This window comes from Xanthomonas sp. NCPPB 2250 (assembly GCF_056725265.1).
In genome coordinates this window covers 3,822,675-3,840,389 of the sequence record NZ_CM161520.1, presented here as the reverse complement: position 1 = coordinate 3,840,389, position 17,715 = coordinate 3,822,675, and the positions used below count along the sequence as shown (strand labels likewise).

Annotated in this window: 16 protein-coding genes; 13 read left to right on the top strand and 3 right to left on the bottom strand. The window is 69.2% G+C overall.

Annotated elements, in window-relative coordinates:
- Positions 1 to 274: 274 nt before the first annotated feature.
- Positions 275 to 1,168 (bottom strand): LysR family transcriptional regulator, encoded by an 894-nt coding sequence (locus tag AC1PMG_RS15365; RefSeq protein ID WP_481109461.1) that lies wholly within the window; start codon positions 1,166 to 1,168, stop codon positions 275 to 277.
- A gap of 102 nt (positions 1,169 to 1,270) precedes the next feature.
- On the opposite strand from AC1PMG_RS15365, the gene AC1PMG_RS15360 reads away from it, so the two are divergent.
- On the top strand, positions 1,271 to 2,281 hold the full coding sequence (locus AC1PMG_RS15360; RefSeq protein ID WP_481109460.1) for a YeiH family protein: 1,011 nt from the start codon (positions 1,271 to 1,273) through the stop codon (positions 2,279 to 2,281).
- Positions 2,282 to 2,302: 21 nt separating this feature from the next.
- On the opposite strand, the gene AC1PMG_RS15355 is transcribed toward AC1PMG_RS15360, so the two are convergent.
- Complete coding sequence (locus tag AC1PMG_RS15355; protein ID WP_481109459.1) at positions 2,303 to 3,184, bottom strand: SDR family oxidoreductase; 882 nt, start codon at positions 3,182 to 3,184, stop codon at positions 2,303 to 2,305.
- 240 nt (positions 3,185 to 3,424) lie between these two features.
- Here AC1PMG_RS15355 and AC1PMG_RS15350 point away from each other — a divergent pair, with 240 nt between their 5' ends.
- The 4 genes from AC1PMG_RS15350 (at position 3,425) to AC1PMG_RS15335 (ending at position 6,942) form a co-directional block, all read left to right on the top strand.
- Positions 3,425 to 4,063, top strand: coding sequence for a DUF4142 domain-containing protein (locus AC1PMG_RS15350; protein ID WP_481109458.1), 639 nt, complete (start codon positions 3,425 to 3,427; stop codon positions 4,061 to 4,063).
- A 73-nt stretch (positions 4,064 to 4,136) separates the two neighbouring features.
- Positions 4,137 to 4,670 (top strand): hypothetical protein, encoded by a 534-nt coding sequence (locus AC1PMG_RS15345; protein ID WP_481109457.1) that lies wholly within the window; start codon positions 4,137 to 4,139, stop codon positions 4,668 to 4,670.
- Between the two features lie 9 nt (positions 4,671 to 4,679).
- Complete coding sequence (locus AC1PMG_RS15340) at positions 4,680 to 5,873, top strand: zinc-dependent alcohol dehydrogenase (protein ID WP_481109456.1); 1,194 nt, start codon at positions 4,680 to 4,682, stop codon at positions 5,871 to 5,873.
- Positions 5,874 to 5,940: 67 nt separating this feature from the next.
- The gene (locus AC1PMG_RS15335; protein WP_481109455.1) at positions 5,941 to 6,942 is read left to right on the top strand and encodes a cation diffusion facilitator family transporter; all 1,002 of its coding nucleotides are present in this window, start codon (positions 5,941 to 5,943) and stop codon (positions 6,940 to 6,942) included.
- A gap of 250 nt (positions 6,943 to 7,192) precedes the next feature.
- Here the strand turns inward: AC1PMG_RS15335 and AC1PMG_RS15330 are convergent, their stop codons facing one another.
- Positions 7,193 to 9,256, bottom strand: coding sequence for a 3-hydroxyacyl-CoA dehydrogenase NAD-binding domain-containing protein (locus tag AC1PMG_RS15330; protein WP_481109454.1), 2,064 nt, complete (start codon positions 9,254 to 9,256; stop codon positions 7,193 to 7,195).
- A 239-nt stretch (positions 9,257 to 9,495) separates the two neighbouring features.
- Between AC1PMG_RS15330 and rpoE the strand changes: the two genes are divergently transcribed.
- From rpoE to era, 8 genes are all read left to right on the top strand, one after another.
- Positions 9,496 to 10,116 carry an RNA polymerase sigma factor RpoE gene (rpoE, locus tag AC1PMG_RS15325; protein ID WP_160948332.1) on the top strand — a complete coding sequence of 207 codons (621 nt, stop codon included), beginning with the start codon at positions 9,496 to 9,498 and terminating at the stop codon, positions 10,114 to 10,116.
- Positions 10,113 to 11,072, top strand: a complete 960-nt coding sequence (locus tag AC1PMG_RS15320; protein ID WP_481109453.1) for a sigma-E factor negative regulatory protein — start codon at positions 10,113 to 10,115, stop codon at positions 11,070 to 11,072. Before rpoE ends, AC1PMG_RS15320 begins: the two co-directional genes overlap by 4 nt.
- Positions 11,073 to 11,171: 99 nt before the next feature.
- A complete protein-coding gene (locus tag AC1PMG_RS15315) occupies positions 11,172 to 12,704 on the top strand; it encodes a DegQ family serine endoprotease (protein WP_481109452.1) in 1,533 nt (510 codons plus the stop codon).
- A 173-nt stretch (positions 12,705 to 12,877) separates the two neighbouring features.
- Positions 12,878 to 14,668 carry a translation elongation factor 4 gene (gene lepA / locus AC1PMG_RS15310; RefSeq protein ID WP_048492482.1) on the top strand — a complete coding sequence of 597 codons (1,791 nt, stop codon included), beginning with the start codon at positions 12,878 to 12,880 and terminating at the stop codon, positions 14,666 to 14,668.
- A 112-nt stretch (positions 14,669 to 14,780) separates the two neighbouring features.
- Positions 14,781 to 15,581, top strand: a complete 801-nt coding sequence (gene lepB, locus AC1PMG_RS15305) for a signal peptidase I (RefSeq protein ID WP_010340595.1) — start codon at positions 14,781 to 14,783, stop codon at positions 15,579 to 15,581.
- 20 nt (positions 15,582 to 15,601) lie between these two features.
- A complete protein-coding gene (locus AC1PMG_RS15300) occupies positions 15,602 to 15,979 on the top strand; it encodes a DUF4845 domain-containing protein (protein ID WP_010340596.1) in 378 nt (125 codons plus the stop codon).
- On the top strand, positions 15,969 to 16,649 hold the full coding sequence (gene rnc, locus AC1PMG_RS15295) for a ribonuclease III (protein ID WP_026143959.1): 681 nt from the start codon (positions 15,969 to 15,971) through the stop codon (positions 16,647 to 16,649). The genes AC1PMG_RS15300 and rnc overlap by 11 nt, the downstream gene beginning before the upstream one ends.
- Positions 16,646 to 17,551, top strand: coding sequence for a GTPase Era (gene era / locus AC1PMG_RS15290; RefSeq protein WP_481109451.1), 906 nt, complete (start codon positions 16,646 to 16,648; stop codon positions 17,549 to 17,551). Before rnc ends, era begins: the two co-directional genes overlap by 4 nt.
- Positions 17,552 to 17,715: the final 164 nt, after the last annotated feature.

The following is a 17,715-nucleotide window of genomic DNA, read 5'->3' as shown; positions in this document are numbered from 1 at the left end:
GAAACCCGGTCCTGGAGGCATCGGCAGGGCGTCATGCAGGGCTGCAGGCTGTCCCGATCGCTGTCCTCGATGGCGTGTCTGTCGACGTGGCGGGGCGTGCGTGGCATGTCCGCTGGCGGCGCCGCGGACATTCCCCTTCCGCTGCCTTGGCGCGCGAGAGACCGAGAGCGAGGATAGAAGCGCCAGGCATTCCATTCCAATGAAGCATTTGCCGAGGGCTATCTCGTTTTGGAATGGATATCGCGCGCCGCGTCGACCGTCGCCCACGCGAGGCTCAGGCCGCGGTAGATGGGGCCTGCAAGCCGAGCAGGGCGGCCGCCGCCGCACCCAGGCTGCGTTCGCGGTGGCGCAGGGCATGGAAGGTACGTTCGCCCAGGGCCACGGCGAGGGGCTGCAGGCGGCCGCTCTCCAGCCAAGGCGCCGCGGCCAGCTGCGAGATCGCCGCCAGGCTGGGCCCGGCCTGCACCGCCGACAGCACCGCTTCGTTGGAGGGCAGGGACAGCGCCACACGCAGGCGCTCGGGGGCGATGCCGGCGGCGCGCAGCGCCGTCTCGAACGCCGAGCGCGTGCCCGAGCCGGGTTCGCGCATGATCCAGGTGCTGTCGGCGACCAACCGTGCCAGCCCGAGGCGGCGACGCCCGGCCAACGGATGGCCAGGCGCGGCGACCACGCGCAGCCGGTCGTGGCCCAGCGGCGAACTCAGCAGTTCCGGGACCTGCACCCGGCCCTCGACGAAGCCCAGTTCGGCGCGTCCCTCGCGCACCGCGCACGCCACGCTGTCGGTGTTGCCCACGCTCAGGCGGATCTCGATCTGCGGATAGCGCGCATGGAACGCCATCAGCCGGGTCGGCAACCAGTAGCTGGCCACGGTCTGGCTGGCGTGCAGATCGAGCGTGCCGCGCAGCACGCCGCGCCATTCGCTCAGGGCCAGTTCGGCCGCGCGGCTGCGCGCCAGGATCGCCTTGGCGTCGGCGCAGAACGCCGCGCCGGCCGCGGTCAGCACCAGCCCGCGGCCGACCCGGTCGAACAGGGCCACCCCGTACTGCTGCTCAAGTGCCTTGATCGCGGCGCTGGCGGCCGAGGGCGTGCGGTGCACCGCCTGCGCGCCCAGGGTCAGGTGCTGGCGCTCGGCCACCGCCACGAACAGCGTGAGTTGTTCCAGGGTCATGCGGAGACCGTTCGGGAAGATCGAATGAAATGTGCGCCATTATGCGATGGATCGAAACGGTCCGTGGGCGCAATCTGCCGCCACTCGATCCGGATCGCCGCCATGCGCACCCAACTGCACAGACCTTCGACCTTGCTGCCCGGCCTGGGCCTGGCCATCGCGGTGGCGGCGCTGGCCTGGCTGGCCGAGCGCGCGCAACTGCAGTGGCTGGGCCGGCGCTGGATCGACGCGCTGGTGTTCGCGATCGTGCTCGGCACGCTGCTGCGCACGGCCTGGCGGCTGCCCCCATCCAGCCACGCCGGCATCGCCTTCGCCGCCAAGCTGCCGCTGGAACTGGCCATCGTGCTGCTTGGGGCCTCGGTCGGCATCGGCGCCATCGGCGCGGCCGGCGGTCTGTTGCTGGCCGCCATCGCCGCGGTGGTGCTGCTGGCGATCGCGCTCGGCTACGGCATCGGCCGCGCGCTGGGGCTGCCGTCGCGGCTGGCGACGCTGGTCGCCTGCGGCAACGCGATCTGCGGCAATTCGGCGATCGTGGCCGCCGCACCGGTGATCGATGCCGATTTCGACGACGTCGCGGCCTCGATCGCGTTCACCGCCGCCCTGGGCGTGCTGGTGGTACTGCTGCTGCCGCTGGCAGTGCCCTTGCTTGGCCTGGACCAGCGGCACTACGGCATCCTCGCCGGCATGACCGTCTACGCGGTGCCGCAGGTGTTGGCGGCGACCGTGCCGGTGGGGGCGGTGAGCGCGCAGGTGGGGGCGTTGGTCAAGCTGATGCGGGTGCTGATGCTGGGGCCGGTGATGCTGTTGCTGGGGCTGGTCCGCGGCGGGTCGACGACGGCGCCGCGGCGCCCGGCGCACGCGCTGGTGCCGTGGTTCGTGTTCGGCTTCGTCGGCATGATGGGCCTGCGCGCGCTGGGCGTGTTGCCGGCACCGGTGATCGAGGCGGCGCAAGCGCTGTCGCTGCTGTTCACCCTGGTGGCGATGGCGGCATTGGGCCTGTCGGTGAACCTGCGCATGGTGCTCGCGTCCGGCGGCCGCGTGCTCGCCGCCGGTACGCTGTCGCTGCTGGCGCTGGCCAGCCTCAGCGTGCTGTTGCTGCGCTGCTTGCCATAGGGCATCGCGGCGCGTTTGCGGTCAGTCGCCGTGGATGCGGCCGCTCTCGCCTGCGCGGTACAGGGTGCCTAGCGGGTCGCGTGCCGGCTGTGCCTGCCGCTGCTGTTCGCTGCGCAGCGCCGAGAGCCGGTCGGCCAGGCGCGGCAGCAGATGGGTCATCGCCACATTGGCGCTGGCCAGCAGGCCGACCTTGACGTCGCGGCCGCCGTGTTCGGCCGCGTGCAGGATCGCCTCGGCCACCCGCAGCGGTGCGATCATCGGCTTGGGCAGCGTGGGTTCCTCGCGCAGGTAGTTGCGCGCATGCTGCGGATACGGCGTGTTCACCGCGGTCGGCTGGATCAGCACCACCGACACCGGCGCGCCGTCGAGATGCTCCAGTTCGATGCGCAGCGTGTCGGTGAAGCCTTTCACCGCGTGCTTGGACGCCGCATACATGCCCTGCAGCGGAAGCACCGCCTCGGAGGCTTCGCTGCCCAGGTTGATCAGAGTGCCGCGCGCGGCGAGCAGATGCGGCAGCGCGGCCATCGATCCATGCACCACGCCCCAGAAGTTCACGTCGAACAGGCGCCTGCTGTCGCGCTCGTCCACGTCGGCAAGCTTGCCGTAGATCGCCACGCCAGCGTTGTTCACCCAGGTGTCGATGCGGCCGAAGTGCCGGATCGCCGCCGCCGCGGCCTCGTCCAGTTGCGTGCGTTCGGCCACGTCGGCGGTCACCGCGATCGCCTCGCCGCCGGCATCGCGGATGGTCTGCGCGGTCGCGTCGAGGACGTCACGACTGCGCGCCACCAGCACCAGCCGGGCGCCGTGTTCGGCGGCCAGGAGCGCGGTGCACAGGCCGATGCCGCTGGAGGCGCCGGTGATCACGATCACCTGTTGCGCGAGCGGGAGATGTCGCTGTGCCATGTGCTGTGCTCCGGACGTGGTGTCGTCCCAGCGTGGGCTGCGGCGCGTTGTGCGGTGTGAGCTGCGGATCGCGGTGGCGTCAATCGGTGCAGGCATCACAGGATTGCTGCGCAGCGATGGTGCGGGTGCCTTGATGTCTTTGCGTCCGCAGCATTTCGCATCGCCTGCACCCACGCTCAACCATGCGCTCACGAGAGGCCGCGGAGCATGGGCGCCACCTGTCATGCAAAGGAATTTGTCATGCGTCATTACCGTTCCGGTCTTTCCCTGGCGCTGCTGTCGGTCCTCGGCATCGGCCTGGCCCACGCGCAGAGCGACACGTCCGGCCAGGCCGGCGCTCGCGATCCCGGCGCGATGCAGCAGCAAACCCCGGCAACGACTGCGTCGCCGACGTCGCCTGCGATACAAGGCGCGCGCTCGTCTGCGCTGAACGAAAAGCTGGTGCTCGGCGTGCTGTCGGCGATCAACACCAGCGAGATCGGCGCCGGCAATCTGGCCTTGCAGAAGCAGGTCAAGGGCCCGGTGCGCGATTACGCCATGCAGATGGTCAAGGAGCACTCCGACAACAACGCCAAGATCGCGCCCTGGGGGCCCGACACCAAGGCAGCGCCGGCGCAGCAGCAACTGCAGAAGGGCAAGGCGGAAGCCGGCAAGCTGCAGGCATTGGAAGGCGATCGCTTCGAGCAGGCCTACGTGGCGGCGATGGTCAAGGATCATCAGGCCGCCCTGCAGATGCTCGACAGTACCCTGATCCCCGCGGCCAAGACGCCGGATGTGGCTGCGCATCTGCGCACCACGCGCACGCACGTGGCCGAGCACCTGGCCAAGGCGCAGCAGTTGCAGAGCGCCGGCGCGACGCCGGCCGGTTCTACCCGCTGAGCCGCGCTTCGGGTCGCGGCCGAGGCGCCGCGATCCGCGCCGCGATCGTTCCGGTCCTGCCAGGAGTTTTCCCATGCGCGAATCCCCGGAGACCGACGCGGCCGTCACCCTGGACGGCACGCGCCTGGTGCGAACGCTCAGCATGCTGGGCGAACCCCATCAGATCCTCGATGCCTGGTGCGACGTGAGCGTGCAGCAGCAGGTCCTGTCTGGCCTGGCCGAGCTGCAGTCCGGCGACGGTTACGCCTCCCGATGGCGCTTGCGTCTGCCGCTGGAGCGCCACCTCGAGCTGGACTATCGACGCGGCGAGGCCTGTCTTGGCGAATCCGTCAGCTATGTCGGCAGCGGCGAGCACGGATTGCAGCTGCAGACCACGCTGAGCGTGCGTGCAGCGCCGGATGGATTCGGCTGCGAAACCACCTTGGCGGTGGAGTACCGCGTCGAGGGCGGCATCGTCGCCCAGGCCGTGGCCAAGCTGGTCGGTGCCGCGCCGGATGCATTGGTCGGCAAGGTGCTGCACCGGTTCAAGGCCTGGATCGAGTGCGGCGAAGTGCCGACGTTGCGCGACAACCCGTCCGCGCGCGGGCTCGACCACCACCAACAGTAGGAGTCCGCCATGCGCGCACTGTGCTGGAACGGCGTCAACGATCTGCGGGTGGAGACGGTCCCCGACCCGCGCATCGTCAATCCGCGCGATGCCATCCTCAAAGTCGGCCTGAGCACCACCTGCGGCTCCGACCTGCATTTCATCGATGGCTACCTGCCGACGATGCGCGAAGGCGACATCATCGGCCACGAGTTCATGGGCGAAGTGGTCGAGGTCGGGCCGCAGGTTCGCAACCTGCGCGTCGGCCAACGCGTGGTGGTGCCCTCGTTCATCTCCTGTGGGGAGTGCTGGCACTGCGGGCGCCAGGAATTCTCGCTGTGCGACAACACCAATCCCAATTGGGAACTGCAGGAGCCGCTGCTCGGCTATCCGACCGCCGGCATCTACGGCTACACCCATGCCTTCGGCGGCTACGCCGGCTCGCATGCGGAGTTCATCCGCGTGCCGCACGCCGACGTCGGCTGCTTCGCCATCCCGGAGGAAGTGGACGACGAGAATGCACTGTTCCTGTCCGACGCCGGCCCCACCGGCTTCATGGGCGCCGACTTCTGCGACATCCAGCCCGGCGCGACCGTGGCGGTGTGGGGGTGCGGCGGCGTGGGGCTGATGGCGCAGCAGAGCGCGCGTCTGCTCGGCGCCGAGCGCGTCATCGCCATCGACCGCCTGCCCGAGCGCCTGGCGCTGGCGCGCGACGTGCTCGGCAACGAGGTGATCGACTACAGCGCCGTCGACAGCGTGGTCGAGATGCTGCGCGAAATGACCGGCGGACGCGGTCCTGACGCCTGTATCGACGCGGTCGGCATGGAGGCGCACGGCACCGGCCTCGGCTACGCCTACGACCGGGTCAAGCAGGCGCTGCATCTGCACACCGATCGCGGCCAGGCGCTGCGCGAGGCGATCCTGGCCTGCCGCAAGGGCGGCACGCTGTCGATCCTCGGCGTGTACGGCCTGATGGACAAGTTCCCGCTGGGCGCGGTGATGAACAAGGGCCTGACCGTGCGCACCGCGCAGCAGCACGGCCAGCGTTACGTGCCGCGCCTGCTCGACCTAGCCCGCAGCGGTGCGTTCAGGACGCGCTTCCTGGCCACGCACCGCGTGCCGCTGGACGAAGCGGCGCGCGGCTATGAGATGTTCAAGCACAAGCACGACGGTTGCGTGCGCGCGGTATTCGTCCCGGGACAGGCGGCCGCGGCGACGGTGTAATAGTCTCCGCACAGGCGGCGGCCTAAGGTAGCGGCCATCTTCCTCCGCATCGCCGCCCGGTCGCCCCATGGGACACGATCACAGCCACGCCCCCACCGAGATCCGTCACGAGCAGCCCCTGTGGTGGGCGCTCGGCCTCACCGCGCTGTTCCTGGTGGTGGAAGTGGCCGGCGCCTTCCTCACCAACAGCCTGGCGCTGCTGTCCGATGCCGCGCACATGGCCACCGACACGCTAGCGCTGATGATCGCGCTGATCGCGGTGCGGCTGAGCCGGCGCCCGCCCGATGCTAAGCGCAGCTATGGCTACGCGCGGCTGGAGGCGCTGGGCGCGCTGGTCAACGGCGCGCTGCTGTTCGTGGTGGCCGGCTACATCCTGTGGGAGGCGGTGCAGCGCTTCCGCCAGCCGCAGGAGATCGCCACCGTCGGCATGCTCGGCATCGCCGCGTTCGGCCTGCTGATCAACCTTATCTCGATGCGCCTGCTCAAGGCCGGCAGCGGCGAGAGCCTCAACATGAAGGGCGCCTACCTGGAAGTGTGGAGCGACATGCTCGGCTCGGTCGCGGTGATCGTCGGCGCGCTGGCGATCCGTGTCACCGGGTGGAAGCTGATCGATCCGATCCTGGCGGTGCTGATCGGCCTGTGGGTGTTGCCGCGGACCTGGGTGCTGCTGCGCGAGGCGATCAACGTGCTGCTCGAAGGCGTGCCCAAGGGCGTTGACTTGGGTGCGGTGCGCGGCTATCTGCAGGCCGCGCCCGGCGTGGCCAGCGTGCACGACCTGCACGTGTGGGCGCTGGCCTCCAGCACCCCGGCGCTGACCGCGCATGTGGTGGTCGCCGACGGCAGTGACGCCGATGCGCTGCGCGCTACGCTGTGCGACGGCCTGCATGCGCAGTTCGACATCGATCACATCACCCTGCAGATGGAGGCAGGCCATTGTGGTGCCACGCCGTGCGGCGCGCCGGCTGTGGCGGGTGAGAGTGGTGGTCACGATCATCATGGGCATGGCCACGACGAGCATGCGCATACGCTTGGCGGGCATGGGCATGCGCACGGGCATTCGCATCCGTAAGTGGCGCTGCTGCGCGATCACGTTCGTACAGGCGCAGCGCGTGTCTTCGGTTCGGAATCGGTTGCCCGCGTTTATCGGGCATGCCGGTCGCGGCTGAAGCCGCTCCTACGTGGATGGCCGGAGCATGCGCAAGCGCTCGGCCCGTCCCGGCAACGCGTTTTTTGTAGGAGCGGCTTCAGCCGCGACAGTCATGATCGAGAAAGCCCATCGCGGCTGAAGCCGCTCCTACAGGTGGACGCGCTCGCGTGCTTCAGACCACCGGTTCGCGCAACGCCGGCGAATCCCAGCCCGGGCGCGGCGCGAAGCGCTCGCCGTAGCGGGCCTGCAGGGCGCGCAGGCGTGCCAGCAGCACGTCGGCGCCGGCGGCGCGGATGTGCTGGATCGGGCCGCCACGGAACGGGGCGAAGCCGGTGCCGAAGATCACCCCGGCATCGAGCAGGTCGGCGTCGGCGACCACGCCTTCGTGCAGGCAGGCGACCGCTTCGTTGAGCAGCGGCAGGATCAGCCGGTCTTCCAGGTCGTCGGGAGCGTGGTAGTCCTTGGGCAGTTCCGGCTTCTTGGCGCGGCCGTTTTCCCACGCGTACAGGCCCTGGCCGTCCTTCTTGCCGCGCTTGCCCGGCTCCACCGTCTGCAGCGCCGCCGGGATCGGCAGGCCCAGGAACGGCGCCAGTTCGGCGCCCACGCCGGCGGCCACGTCCAGGCCCACCGTGTCGATCAGTTCGATCGGGCCCATCGGCATGCCGAACTTGACCGCGGCCTTGTCGATCGCCGGGCCGGGAATGCCTTCGGCGTAGGCGGTGGCCGCTTCCAGCATGTACGGGAACAGCACGCGGTTGACCAGAAAGCCGGGCGTGCCGGCCACCGGCACCGGCAGCTTGTCGATCGCCTTGCAGAACGCGGCCAGCCGCTTCTGGTTTTCCGGCGCCAGGCCGTCGTGGCAGACGATCTCCACCAGCGGCATCTGCGCCACCGGATTGAAGTAGTGCAGGCCGCCGAACTGCGCCGGGCGCTGGATGTGCTCGCGCAGCTCGGTCAGCGGGATCGAGGAAGTGTTGGTGCTGAGCAGCGCGGTCGGCTGCATGCGCGGTTCCAGCGCCTGGTACAGCTCGCGCTTGGCCTGCGGGTTCTCGATGATCGCCTCGATCACCAGGTCGGCGCTCGGCACACCCTCGCCGGCCAGGTCGCCCTTCAGGCGCGCCGCCACCGCCGGGCGCTTGCTGTCGTCCTTGACCCGCTTGGCGAACAGCTCGCCCGCGCGGCTCAGCGCGCCGTCGATGAAGCGCTGCTCGCGGTCCTGCAGGGTCACTTCGAAGCCCTTGTAGGCCGACCAGGCGGCGATGTCGCCGCCCATCACGCCGGCACCGACCACGTGCACGTGGCGGATGCCGTGGTCCTTGCCGCCCAGCGCCTTGAGCCGTTCGGTGAGGAAGAAGATGCGGATCAGGTTGCGCGCGGTCGGGGTGCTGGCCAGCTTGACCACCGCCTTGCGCTCGGCGTCCAGGCGCGCCTGGATACCGCCGCCGCCGCTGCGTTCCCACACGCCGATCAGCGCATATGGCGCCGGGTAATGTTCCTTGCGCGCCTTGCGCGCCACCTGCTTGCGCATCTGCGGCGCCAGCAGCTTGCGCGCCGGCCAGGTGTTGGTGGCCCAGGCGGTGGCGCGCTGCTTGAAGGGACGGGCGCTGCCGGACAGCGCCAGCGCCACCGCGGTATCGGTGAGCACGGCCGGCGCGGCGACCTTGTCGACCAGGCCCATCGCCCGCGCCGCCGAGGCCGACACGGTGCGCCCGGTGAGCATCAGGTCCATCGCCGCCGGCACGCCGATCAGCCGCGGCAGGCGTGCGCTGCCGCCCCAGCCGGGGAAGATGCCGAGCTTGGTCTCGGGCAGGCCGATGCGGGTGGCCGCATCGCTGGAGGCGACGCGGTAGCGGCAGGCCAGCGCGATCTCGGTGCCGCCGCCCATGCAGAAACCGTGGATCGCCGCGACCGTGGGGCAGGGCAGTTCCGCCAGTTTCTGGAAGGTGGCCTGGCCGCGGCGGATCGCGTCGTTGACGGTGCCGCGGCGGTCGAATTCCTGAAATTCCTTGAGGTCGGCGCCGGCGATGAAGCCGTTGTCCTTGGCCGAGCGGATCACCACGCCCTTGGGCGGATCGATGGCGATGCGCTCGAGCAGGTCGCCCAGCTCCAGCAGCACGTCCTGCGACAGCGCGTTGACGGGCGCGTCCTGGCGGTCGAGGCTGAGCACGACGACGCCGTCGCCGCGGATATCCGCTTGCCAGTGACTGAATCGGAGCCCGTCGAAGCCTGAAAGCATGGGGAGGACCATCCGCTTGTGTATGGAGAAGATCGTTATCATCCAGAGGTTGTTTCCGTCGCGTCAAATCCCAATCCAGGGGAGTTGAAGCGCGTCCCGCGACCGCTGGCCTTGCGCCAGCCTAACGGAACGCCGGTTAACGTCGTGGGGCGGCGATCCGCTGAGGGGCGCTGAACTTTTTTCCGAATTGGCGGTCAGAGGGTCCGACGTAGGTTGGGCTGACAGGAGTGCGGCCCGCTATGGCCGATGTCGAAACACCCCAGGAGCTGGACCTGGAACTGGTCCGGCGTGTGCAGCGCGGCGAGAGCGCGGCGTTCGATGTGCTGGTGCGCAAGTACCAGCATCGGATCGTCGGCCTGATCGGGCGCTACATCGCCGACTGGAGCGAATGTCAGGACGTGGCCCAGGACACCTTCATCCGCGCCTACCGCGCGATGGGGAGCTTCCGCGGCGACGCCCAGTTCTCCACATGGTTGCACCGGATCGCCGTGAATACCGCCAAGAACTACCTGGTCGCGCACAACCGCAGGCCGCCCACCGACGACGTCGATGTGCTCGATGCCGAGCAGTTCGACAGCGGCACCCGCCTGCGCGACACCGACACGCCCGAGCGCGAGTTGATGCGCCAGGAACTGGAGCGCACGGTGATGAAGGCGGTCGACGCCTTGCCGGAAGAGTTGCGCACCGCCATCACCCTGCGCGAGGTGGAGGGCATGAGCTACGAGGACATCGCGCAGAAGATGGGCTGCCCGATCGGCACCGTGCGTTCGCGGATCTTCCGCGCCCGCGAGGCCATCGACGCCGAACTCCGTCCCCTGCTGGATACCGACAGCGCCACCCGTGAGCGACACCGCGTATGACCGATAGCACGCCCTTTCCCAAGCCTGTGCCGGCGCCCGACAGCGCCGCGCCGGACAAGTTCGAGTTGCACTACCGGCAGCAACTGTCCGCCCTGATCGACGGCGAACTGCCGGCCGACGAGGCGCGCTTCGTGCTGCGCCGGCTGCAGCACGACGAGGAATTGTCCGGCTGCCACGAGCGCTGGCAGCTGTGCGGCGACATCCTGCGCGGCCGTGTCAGCGTGCCGGCGCCCAGCGATTTCAGCGCCCGCGTGCGCCAGGCGGTGGCCGCCGAAGCGCAGCAGGCCGCGCGTGCCGAAGCGGCCAGCGCGGCCGGCAAGCGCCGCACCTGGCGCTGGGGCGGCAGTGCCGCCCTGGCCGCTTCGGTCGCGCTGCTCGCGCTGTTCGTGACCCAGCGCCTGCCGCAGACGCCCGAGGCGTTGGCGCCGGCGCAGGTTGCCGATGCCACCGCGCCGAGCCCGGCACCGGCCGCCACCACGCCGCCGGTCCCGACGCCTTCGCCGGCACCGGTCGATCCGCAGGGCGACCTCGCCGCTGCCGTCGCTGCCGCGCCGGCGATGGCGATCGCCGCCAACCGTCGCCAGGACGCAGCGGCACGACGCGAGGCCACGCGCAGCGCCCAGGCCGCGCGCACCCGCAGCGTCCCGGCCGAGCGCGCCTATGCCGCGGCGGCGCCCGCCAAGCCGCAGGCCAAGACGCCGGTGCAGACGCCGTTCGTGGCGCCGGTCGCGCCGCCGACGATGGTCGCGCAACGCGCCAGCGATCCGTTCGGACATCCGGCAACGCCGCTGCAGGCCCGGCCGTGGCCGCGCTCGACGCTGCCGGCCGCCGATTCCGGGAGCGAGTTCACCGCCAGCTTCCCGCACAGCGGCGCGGACCCGGCGGCGTTCTATCCGTTCGAACCCCGATTGCCTGCCGACGCCGTGGCCAACCCGCCGCTGCATCCGCAGCCCTGACCCCGCGCGCCGGCAGGCGTCCGTGCCTCGTTCCGGCGCGTGGTCCCCGTTGCTTCGTCCCCTCGTTGTTCCCCTTCCCGAACCGGAGGCTCGCGTCCGATGACTCACCGTATCCGCCACCATCTGTTGGGCCTGCTGGCGCTGACCGTGCCGCTGGCCGCCTGCGCGCAGCAGCCCAGCCCCAGCGCCGCCAGCGCCCCGCCGCCGGCCGCGCAGGCCGCGCCCGCGCCTCAGCTGGTCGGCAACCTTCCCGACTTCACCCGCCTGGTCGAGCAGGTCGGCCCCGGCGTGGTCAATGTCGAGACCACCATCAGCCGCCGCGCCGCGGCCGCACGCTCCGGCGGCGGCATGCCCGACGACGACCAGATGCCGGAGTTCTTCCGTCGCTTCTTCGGCCCGGACGGCATGCCGGGCATGCCCGGGCAGCCGCGCGGCGGCGCGCCGGATGACGATGGCCCCGCCGGCCGCTCGATGGGCTCGGGCTTCATCATTTCGCCTGACGGCTACGTGCTGACCAACCACCACGTGGTCGACGGCGCCAGCGAGGTCAAGGTCAAGCTCACCGACCGCCGCGAGTTCACCGCCAAGGTGGTCGGCAGCGACCAGCAGTACGACGTGGCGCTGCTGAAGATCGACGGCAAGAACCTGCCGACGGTGCGCATCGGCGACTCCAACCTGCTCAAGCCCGGCCAGTGGGTGGTGGCGATCGGTTCGCCGTTCGGCCTGGACCACTCGGTCACCGCCGGCATCGTCAGCGCCACCGGCCGCAGCAATCCCTACGCCGACCAGCGCTACGTGCCGTTCATCCAGACCGACGTGGCGATCAACCAGGGCAACTCCGGCGGCCCGCTGCTCAACACCCGCGGCGAGGTGGTCGGCATCAACTCGCAGATCTTCTCCGCCTCCGGCGGCTACATGGGCATCAGCTTCGCGATCCCGATCGACCTGGCGATGAGCGCGGTCGAGCAGATCAAGAAGACCGGCAAGGTCACCCGCGCCCAGCTCGGGGTGATGGTGGGCGCCATCGATTCGCTGAAGGCGCAGGGCCTGGGCCTGCCGGACACCCGCGGCGCCCTGGTTAACCAACTGGTCCAAGGCAGCCCGGCGGCCAAGGCCGGGCTGGAAGTGGGCGATGTGATCCGCACGGTCAACGGGACCGAGATCGGCGCCTCCAGCGACCTGCCACCGATGATCGGCGCGATGCAGCCGGGCGCCAAGGTGCGCCTGGGTATCCTGCGCGACGGCAAGCCGCGCGAGCTGACCGTGCAGTTGACCGCGCTGGCCGACGACGCCCAGGCCAGTGCCGGCCCGGCGGTCGGCGACAACGCCGCCCCGGCCACCGGCGCCAACGCGCTGCTCGGCATCGACGTGGCCGACCTGGACGCGGCCACCCGCCAGCAGTTGGGCCTGGAGCCGGGCAAGGGCGTGCGCATCACTGCGGTCACCGGCCGCGCCGCGCGCGAGGCGCAACTGGTGCCGGGCATGGTGATCCTGCAGGTCGGGCGTGCCCCGGTCGGCAGCGTGGCGGCCCTGAACCAGCAGCTGAGCGGCTACAAGAAGGGCGACGTGGTGATGCTGCTGATCCGCGTCCGCGACACCACCAGCTTCGTCGCGGTGCGCGCCGGCGGCTGATCCCCGCGCCCGGCCGCGGCCGGGCGCCATCCCGGGCGTCGACCCAGACCGGTCGGCGCCCCGGGGCGGGGGGCGAATCCGGCGGCCGTCACCAGCGGCCGCCGGCCATGCGATAATGGCCCGTTATCCTGACGACGGTCCTGGCCGCCGCCCACCTCATGTCCTCTGATTCGATGCGGAACATCCGCAATTTCTCCATCATCGCCCACGTCGACCACGGCAAATCGACCCTGGCCGATCGCATCATCCAACTCTGCGGCGGCCTGCAGGCGCGCGAGATGGAAGCGCAGGTGCTCGACTCCAACCCGATCGAGCGCGAACGCGGCATCACCATCAAGGCCCAGTCCGTGTCGCTGCCGTACACCGCGCAGGATGGGCAGGTCTACCACCTGAACTTCATCGACACCCCCGGCCACGTCGACTTCTCCTACGAGGTCAGCCGCTCGTTGGCCGCCTGCGAAGGCGCGCTGCTGGTGGTGGACGCGGCGCAGGGCGTGGAAGCGCAGTCGGTGGCCAACTGCTACACCGCGGTGGAGCAGGGCCTGGAAGTGGTGCCGGTGCTGAACAAGATCGACCTGCCCACCGCCGACATCGACCGCGCCAAGGCCGAGATCGAGGCGGTGATCGGCATCGACGCCACCGACGCGGTCGCGGTCAGCGCCAAGACTGGGCTGAACGTGCGCGACGTGCTGGAGGCGATCGTGCAGCGCATCCCGCCGCCGGTGCCGCGCGATACCGACAAGCTGCAGGCGCTGATCATCGACTCCTGGTTCGACAACTACCTGGGCGTGGTCTCGCTGGTGCGGGTGATGCAGGGCGAGATCAAGGCCGGCGACAAGCTGCTGGTGATGTCCACCGGCCGCACCCACCAGGTCGACAGCGTCGGCGTGTTCACCCCCAAGCGCAAGGTGCTGCCGGCGCTGCGCGCAGGCGAGGTGGGCTGGGTCACCGCCAGCATCAAGGACGTGCACGGCGCGCCGGTCGGCGACACCCTGACCCTGGCCGGCGACCCGGCCAGCAAGCCGCTGCCCGGTTTCCAGGAGATGCAGCCGCGCGTGTTCGCCGGCCTGTTCCCGGTCGATGCCGAGGACTACACCAACCTGCGCGAGGCGCTGGACAAGCTGCGCCTGAACGACGCGGCGCTGCGCTTCGAGCCGGAAAGCTCCGAGGCGATGGGCTTCGGCTTCCGCTGCGGCTTCCTCGGCATGCTGCACATGGAGATCGTGCAGGAGCGCCTGGAGCGCGAGTACAACCTCGACCTGATCAGCACCGCGCCGACCGTGGTCTACGAAGTGCTGAAGACCGACGGCTCGATCATCAGCATGGACAACCCGGCCAAGCTGCCGCAGTTGAACATGGTCGAGGAGATCCGCGAGCCGATCATCCGCGCCAACATCCTCACCCCCGAGGAATACATCGGCAACATCATCAAGCTGTGCGAGGAAAAGCGCGGCAGCCAGATCGGCATCAACTACCTGGGCAGCCAGGTGCAGATCAGCTACGAGCTGCCGATGGCCGAGGTGGTGCTGGACTTCTTCGACAAGCTCAAGTCGGTCAGCCGCGGCTACGCCTCGCTGGACTACCACTTCGTGCGCTTCGATGCCGGCCCGTTCGTGCGCGTGGACGTGCTGATCAACGGCGACAAGGTCGATGCGCTGTCGCTGATCGCGCATCGCAGCCACGCCGACCGCCGCGGCCGCGAACTGTGCGAGAAGATGAAGGACCTGATCCCGCGGCAGATGTTCGACGTGGCGATCCAGGCCGCGATCGGCTCGCAGATCATCGCCCGCACCACGGTCAAGGCGATGCGCAAGAACGTGCTGGCCAAGTGCTATGGTGGCGACGTCTCGCGCAAGAAGAAGCTTCTGGAAAAGCAGAAGGAAGGCAAGAAGCGCATGAAGCAGGTCGGCCGCGTGGAAATCCCGCAGGAAGCCTTCCTGGCTGTGCTGCAGATGGATAAGTAACTGGGAGTGGGGATTCGGGATTGGAGATTGGCCAAGGCAGGTGCGCCTGCCGCCGTTCCGTTCTTGCGAATCCCATATCCCCAATCCCCAATCCCGTTCCGAAGGAACCCGAATGAAATGGTTTGAAATCGCGCTGGTGGTCCTGACCTTCGCCACCGGCATCATCACCCTGCTGGACAAGCTGTTCTTCGCCAAGCGCCGCGCCGCGCGGGCCGGGTTGCTCGACAGCGAGCCGGTGATCGTCGACTACTCGCGGGCGTTCTTCCCGGTGCTGGCGGTGGTGCTGATCCTGCGCAGCTTCATCGCCGAGCCGTACAAGATCCCGTCCAGCTCGATGATGCCGAACCTGCTGGTCGGCGATTTCATCCTGGTCAACAAGTTTTCTTACGGCTTCCGCCTGCCGATCACCAACCAGAAGATCATTCCGGTCGGCGAGCCCAAGCGCGGCGACGTGGTGGTGTTCAAGCCGCCGCACAAGCCGGACGAGAACTGGATCAAGCGCGTGATCGGCCTGCCGGGCGACCGCATCGGCTTCCATGGCGACACCCTGTACATCAACGGCACGCCGATGAAGTACAAGGTCATGGGCGAGTACGTCGGCAAGGGCAAGGGCGCGGAGATGACCGGCGCCACCCTGCTCACCGAGTACCTGCCGGGCCGGACCCACACCGAACTGGAATGGATCGACCGCAACAATCCGGCCGGCCAGGGCGATTGGGTGGTGCCGCCGGGCAAGTACTTCGTGATGGGCGATAATCGCGACAACAGCGAGGACAGCCGGTTCTGGACCCAGACCCATTTCCTGCCCGAAGAGAACCTGCGCGGCAAGGCGTTCCTGATCTGGCTCAACTGCGAAGGGTGGTTCTGCAGCGGCAGTTTCGATCCGTCGCGGATCGGGACGACCATTCAGTGACTTGCTTGAGGGGAAGCGCGATGAAGCACAAGCAAAGTGGCATGACCTTGACCTCGTTCGTGATCGTGCTGGCGGTGGTTGGATTCTTCGTCTACATCGGCATGAAGCTGTTCCCGATGTACATGGAGTTCTATGCCGTGCGCTCGGCGATGAAGGGTCTGGCGACCGAAGCCGGCAGCGCCGAGATGGATCCGTCGCAGGCCAAGGCCTCGCTGTTCCGGCGCCTGGACATCAACAATTCGGACAACGTCAAGCCGGGCGACGTCACCTTCGAGCGCACCGACACCGGCGTGAAGATGCACGTGGCCTACGAAGTGCGCCGCCCGCTGATCGCCAATCTGGACGTGGTCGGCAAGTTCGACGCCACCCAGGACCTGACGACGCGTGGTGGCCAGTAAGACCATCCTGCGCGGTGACCGCATCGGTCACCGCTTCGCCGAGCCGCAGTTGCTGGCGCAGGCGCTGACCCATCGCAGCGCCGGCGCACCGCACAACGAACGCCTGGAATTCCTCGGCGACGGCATCGTCAACCTGCTGATCGCCGAGGCGCTGTACCAGCGCTGGCCCAAGGCCGACGAAGGCGCGCTGACCCGTGCCCGTGCCGAACTGGTGCGCGAGGCCTCGCTGGCCGCGATCGGCCGGCAACTGGAACTGGGCGAACGCCTGACCCTGGGGCCGGGCGAGATGAAGTCCGGCGGCCATCGCCGCGACTCGATCCTGGCCGATGCGGTGGAGGCCGTGGTCGCGGCGATCTACCTGGATGCCGGCTTCGAGACCTGCCGCGCGACGATCCTGCCCTGGTTCGAGGCCGCGCTGGCGGCGTTGCCGGTCGGCAAGGTGGAGAAGGACGCCAAGACCCGCCTGCAGGAATGGTTGCAGGCCCGGCAGCGGACCTTGCCGGCCTACGAACTGATCAGCGAGACCGGCGACGACCACGCCAAGCTATTCCGGGTACGCTGCGTACTCGCCGAGCCCGCCCTGGTCACCGAGGGCGAGGGCACCTCGCGGCGCCTGGCCGAGCAGCAGGCCGCCGCCGCCGCCATCGAGCAACTGGATTCGAGCAAGTGAACGAACAAGCCACTCCCCCTTACCGCAGCGGCAGCGTGGCCGTGATCGGCCGCCCCAACGTGGGCAAGTCCACCCTGACCAACGCCCTGGTGGGCGCCAAGGTCAGCATTGTCTCCAACCGGCCGCAGACCACCCGGCACCGGCTGCTGGGCATCGCCAGCTTCCCGGCCGGTCAGTTGCTGCTGGTCGATACCCCCGGCCTGCACCGCGAGCAGAAGCGCGCGATGAACCGGGTGATGAACCGCGCCGCGCGCGGCTCCCTGGAAGGCGTGGACGCCGGTCTACTGGTGATCGAGGCCGGGCGCTGGGACGAGGAGGACACGCTGGCGTTCAACGTACTCAGCGACGCCGGCATCCCGGTGGTGCTGGTGGTCAACAAGGTCGACCGGCTCAAGGACAAGACCGCGCTGCTGCCGTTCCTGCAGCAGGTCAGCGATGGCCGCAGCTTCGCCGCGGTGCATCCGATCTCCGCGCTCAAGCGCAAGGGCCTGGAGGCGCTGGTGCGCGACCTGCTGGCGCTGGTGCCGGAAGCGCCGCCGATGTTCGGCGAGGACGAGATCACCGACCGCAGCCAGCGCTTCCTGGCCGGCGAACTGGTGCGCGAGCAGTTGATGCGCCAGCTCGGCGAGGAACTGCCGTACGCGACCACCGTGGAGATCGAACGCTTCGCCGAGGACGGCGCCTTGCTGCGCATCGGCGCGGTGATCTGGGTCGAGCGCGAAGGCCAGAAGGCGATCGTGATCGGCAAGGGCGGTACCCGCCTGAAGGACATCGGCGCCAAGGCCCGCCAGCAGATGGAGCGCCTGTTCGGCGCCAAGGTGTTCCTGGAGACCTGGGTACGCGTGCGCGAGGGCTGGTCCGACGACGAAGCCGCGCTGAAGGCGTTCGGGTACGGGGAATAAGGCCGGGAATGGGGAATCGGGAATCGGGAATTGGATTTCCGCGTCCCAGGCAGCCATGGTGTGTGACTTCAGCCGCGACGTGTTTTCCCGGTAACGCCCGTCGCGGCTGAAGCCGCTCCTATAAGAGTCAGCTCTTTTCCCGATCGTTGGACGATGATTTGGCT

What these genes read in the sequence shown, in the direction of transcription:
- AC1PMG_RS15340 (WP_481109456.1), top strand. Translation starts at nt 4,680, where the DNA reads ATGCGCGCACTGTGCTGGAACGGCGTCAACGATCTGCGGGTGGAGACG.
- lepA (WP_048492482.1), top strand. Translation starts at nt 12,878, where the DNA reads ATGCGGAACATCCGCAATTTCTCCATCATCGCCCACGTCGACCACGGC.
- AC1PMG_RS15315 (WP_481109452.1), top strand. Translation starts at nt 11,172, where the DNA reads ATGACTCACCGTATCCGCCACCATCTGTTGGGCCTGCTGGCGCTGACC.
- AC1PMG_RS15300 (WP_010340596.1), top strand. Translation starts at nt 15,602, where the DNA reads ATGAAGCACAAGCAAAGTGGCATGACCTTGACCTCGTTCGTGATCGTG.
- AC1PMG_RS15345 (WP_481109457.1), top strand. Translation starts at nt 4,137, where the DNA reads ATGCGCGAATCCCCGGAGACCGACGCGGCCGTCACCCTGGACGGCACG.
- AC1PMG_RS15360 (WP_481109460.1), top strand. Translation starts at nt 1,271, where the DNA reads ATGCGCACCCAACTGCACAGACCTTCGACCTTGCTGCCCGGCCTGGGC.
- AC1PMG_RS15335 (WP_481109455.1), top strand. Translation starts at nt 5,941, where the DNA reads ATGGGACACGATCACAGCCACGCCCCCACCGAGATCCGTCACGAGCAG.
- AC1PMG_RS15365 (WP_481109461.1), bottom strand. Translation starts at nt 1,168, where the DNA reads ATGACCCTGGAACAACTCACGCTGTTCGTGGCGGTGGCCGAGCGCCAG.
- AC1PMG_RS15320 (WP_481109453.1), top strand. Translation starts at nt 10,113, where the DNA reads ATGACCGATAGCACGCCCTTTCCCAAGCCTGTGCCGGCGCCCGACAGC.
- AC1PMG_RS15355 (WP_481109459.1), bottom strand. Translation starts at nt 3,184, where the DNA reads ATGGCACAGCGACATCTCCCGCTCGCGCAACAGGTGATCGTGATCACC.
- rpoE (WP_160948332.1), top strand. Translation starts at nt 9,496, where the DNA reads ATGGCCGATGTCGAAACACCCCAGGAGCTGGACCTGGAACTGGTCCGG.
- AC1PMG_RS15330 (WP_481109454.1), bottom strand. Translation starts at nt 9,256, where the DNA reads ATGCTTTCAGGCTTCGACGGGCTCCGATTCAGTCACTGGCAAGCGGAT.
- lepB (WP_010340595.1), top strand. Translation starts at nt 14,781, where the DNA reads ATGAAATGGTTTGAAATCGCGCTGGTGGTCCTGACCTTCGCCACCGGC.
- AC1PMG_RS15350 (WP_481109458.1), top strand. Translation starts at nt 3,425, where the DNA reads ATGCGTCATTACCGTTCCGGTCTTTCCCTGGCGCTGCTGTCGGTCCTC.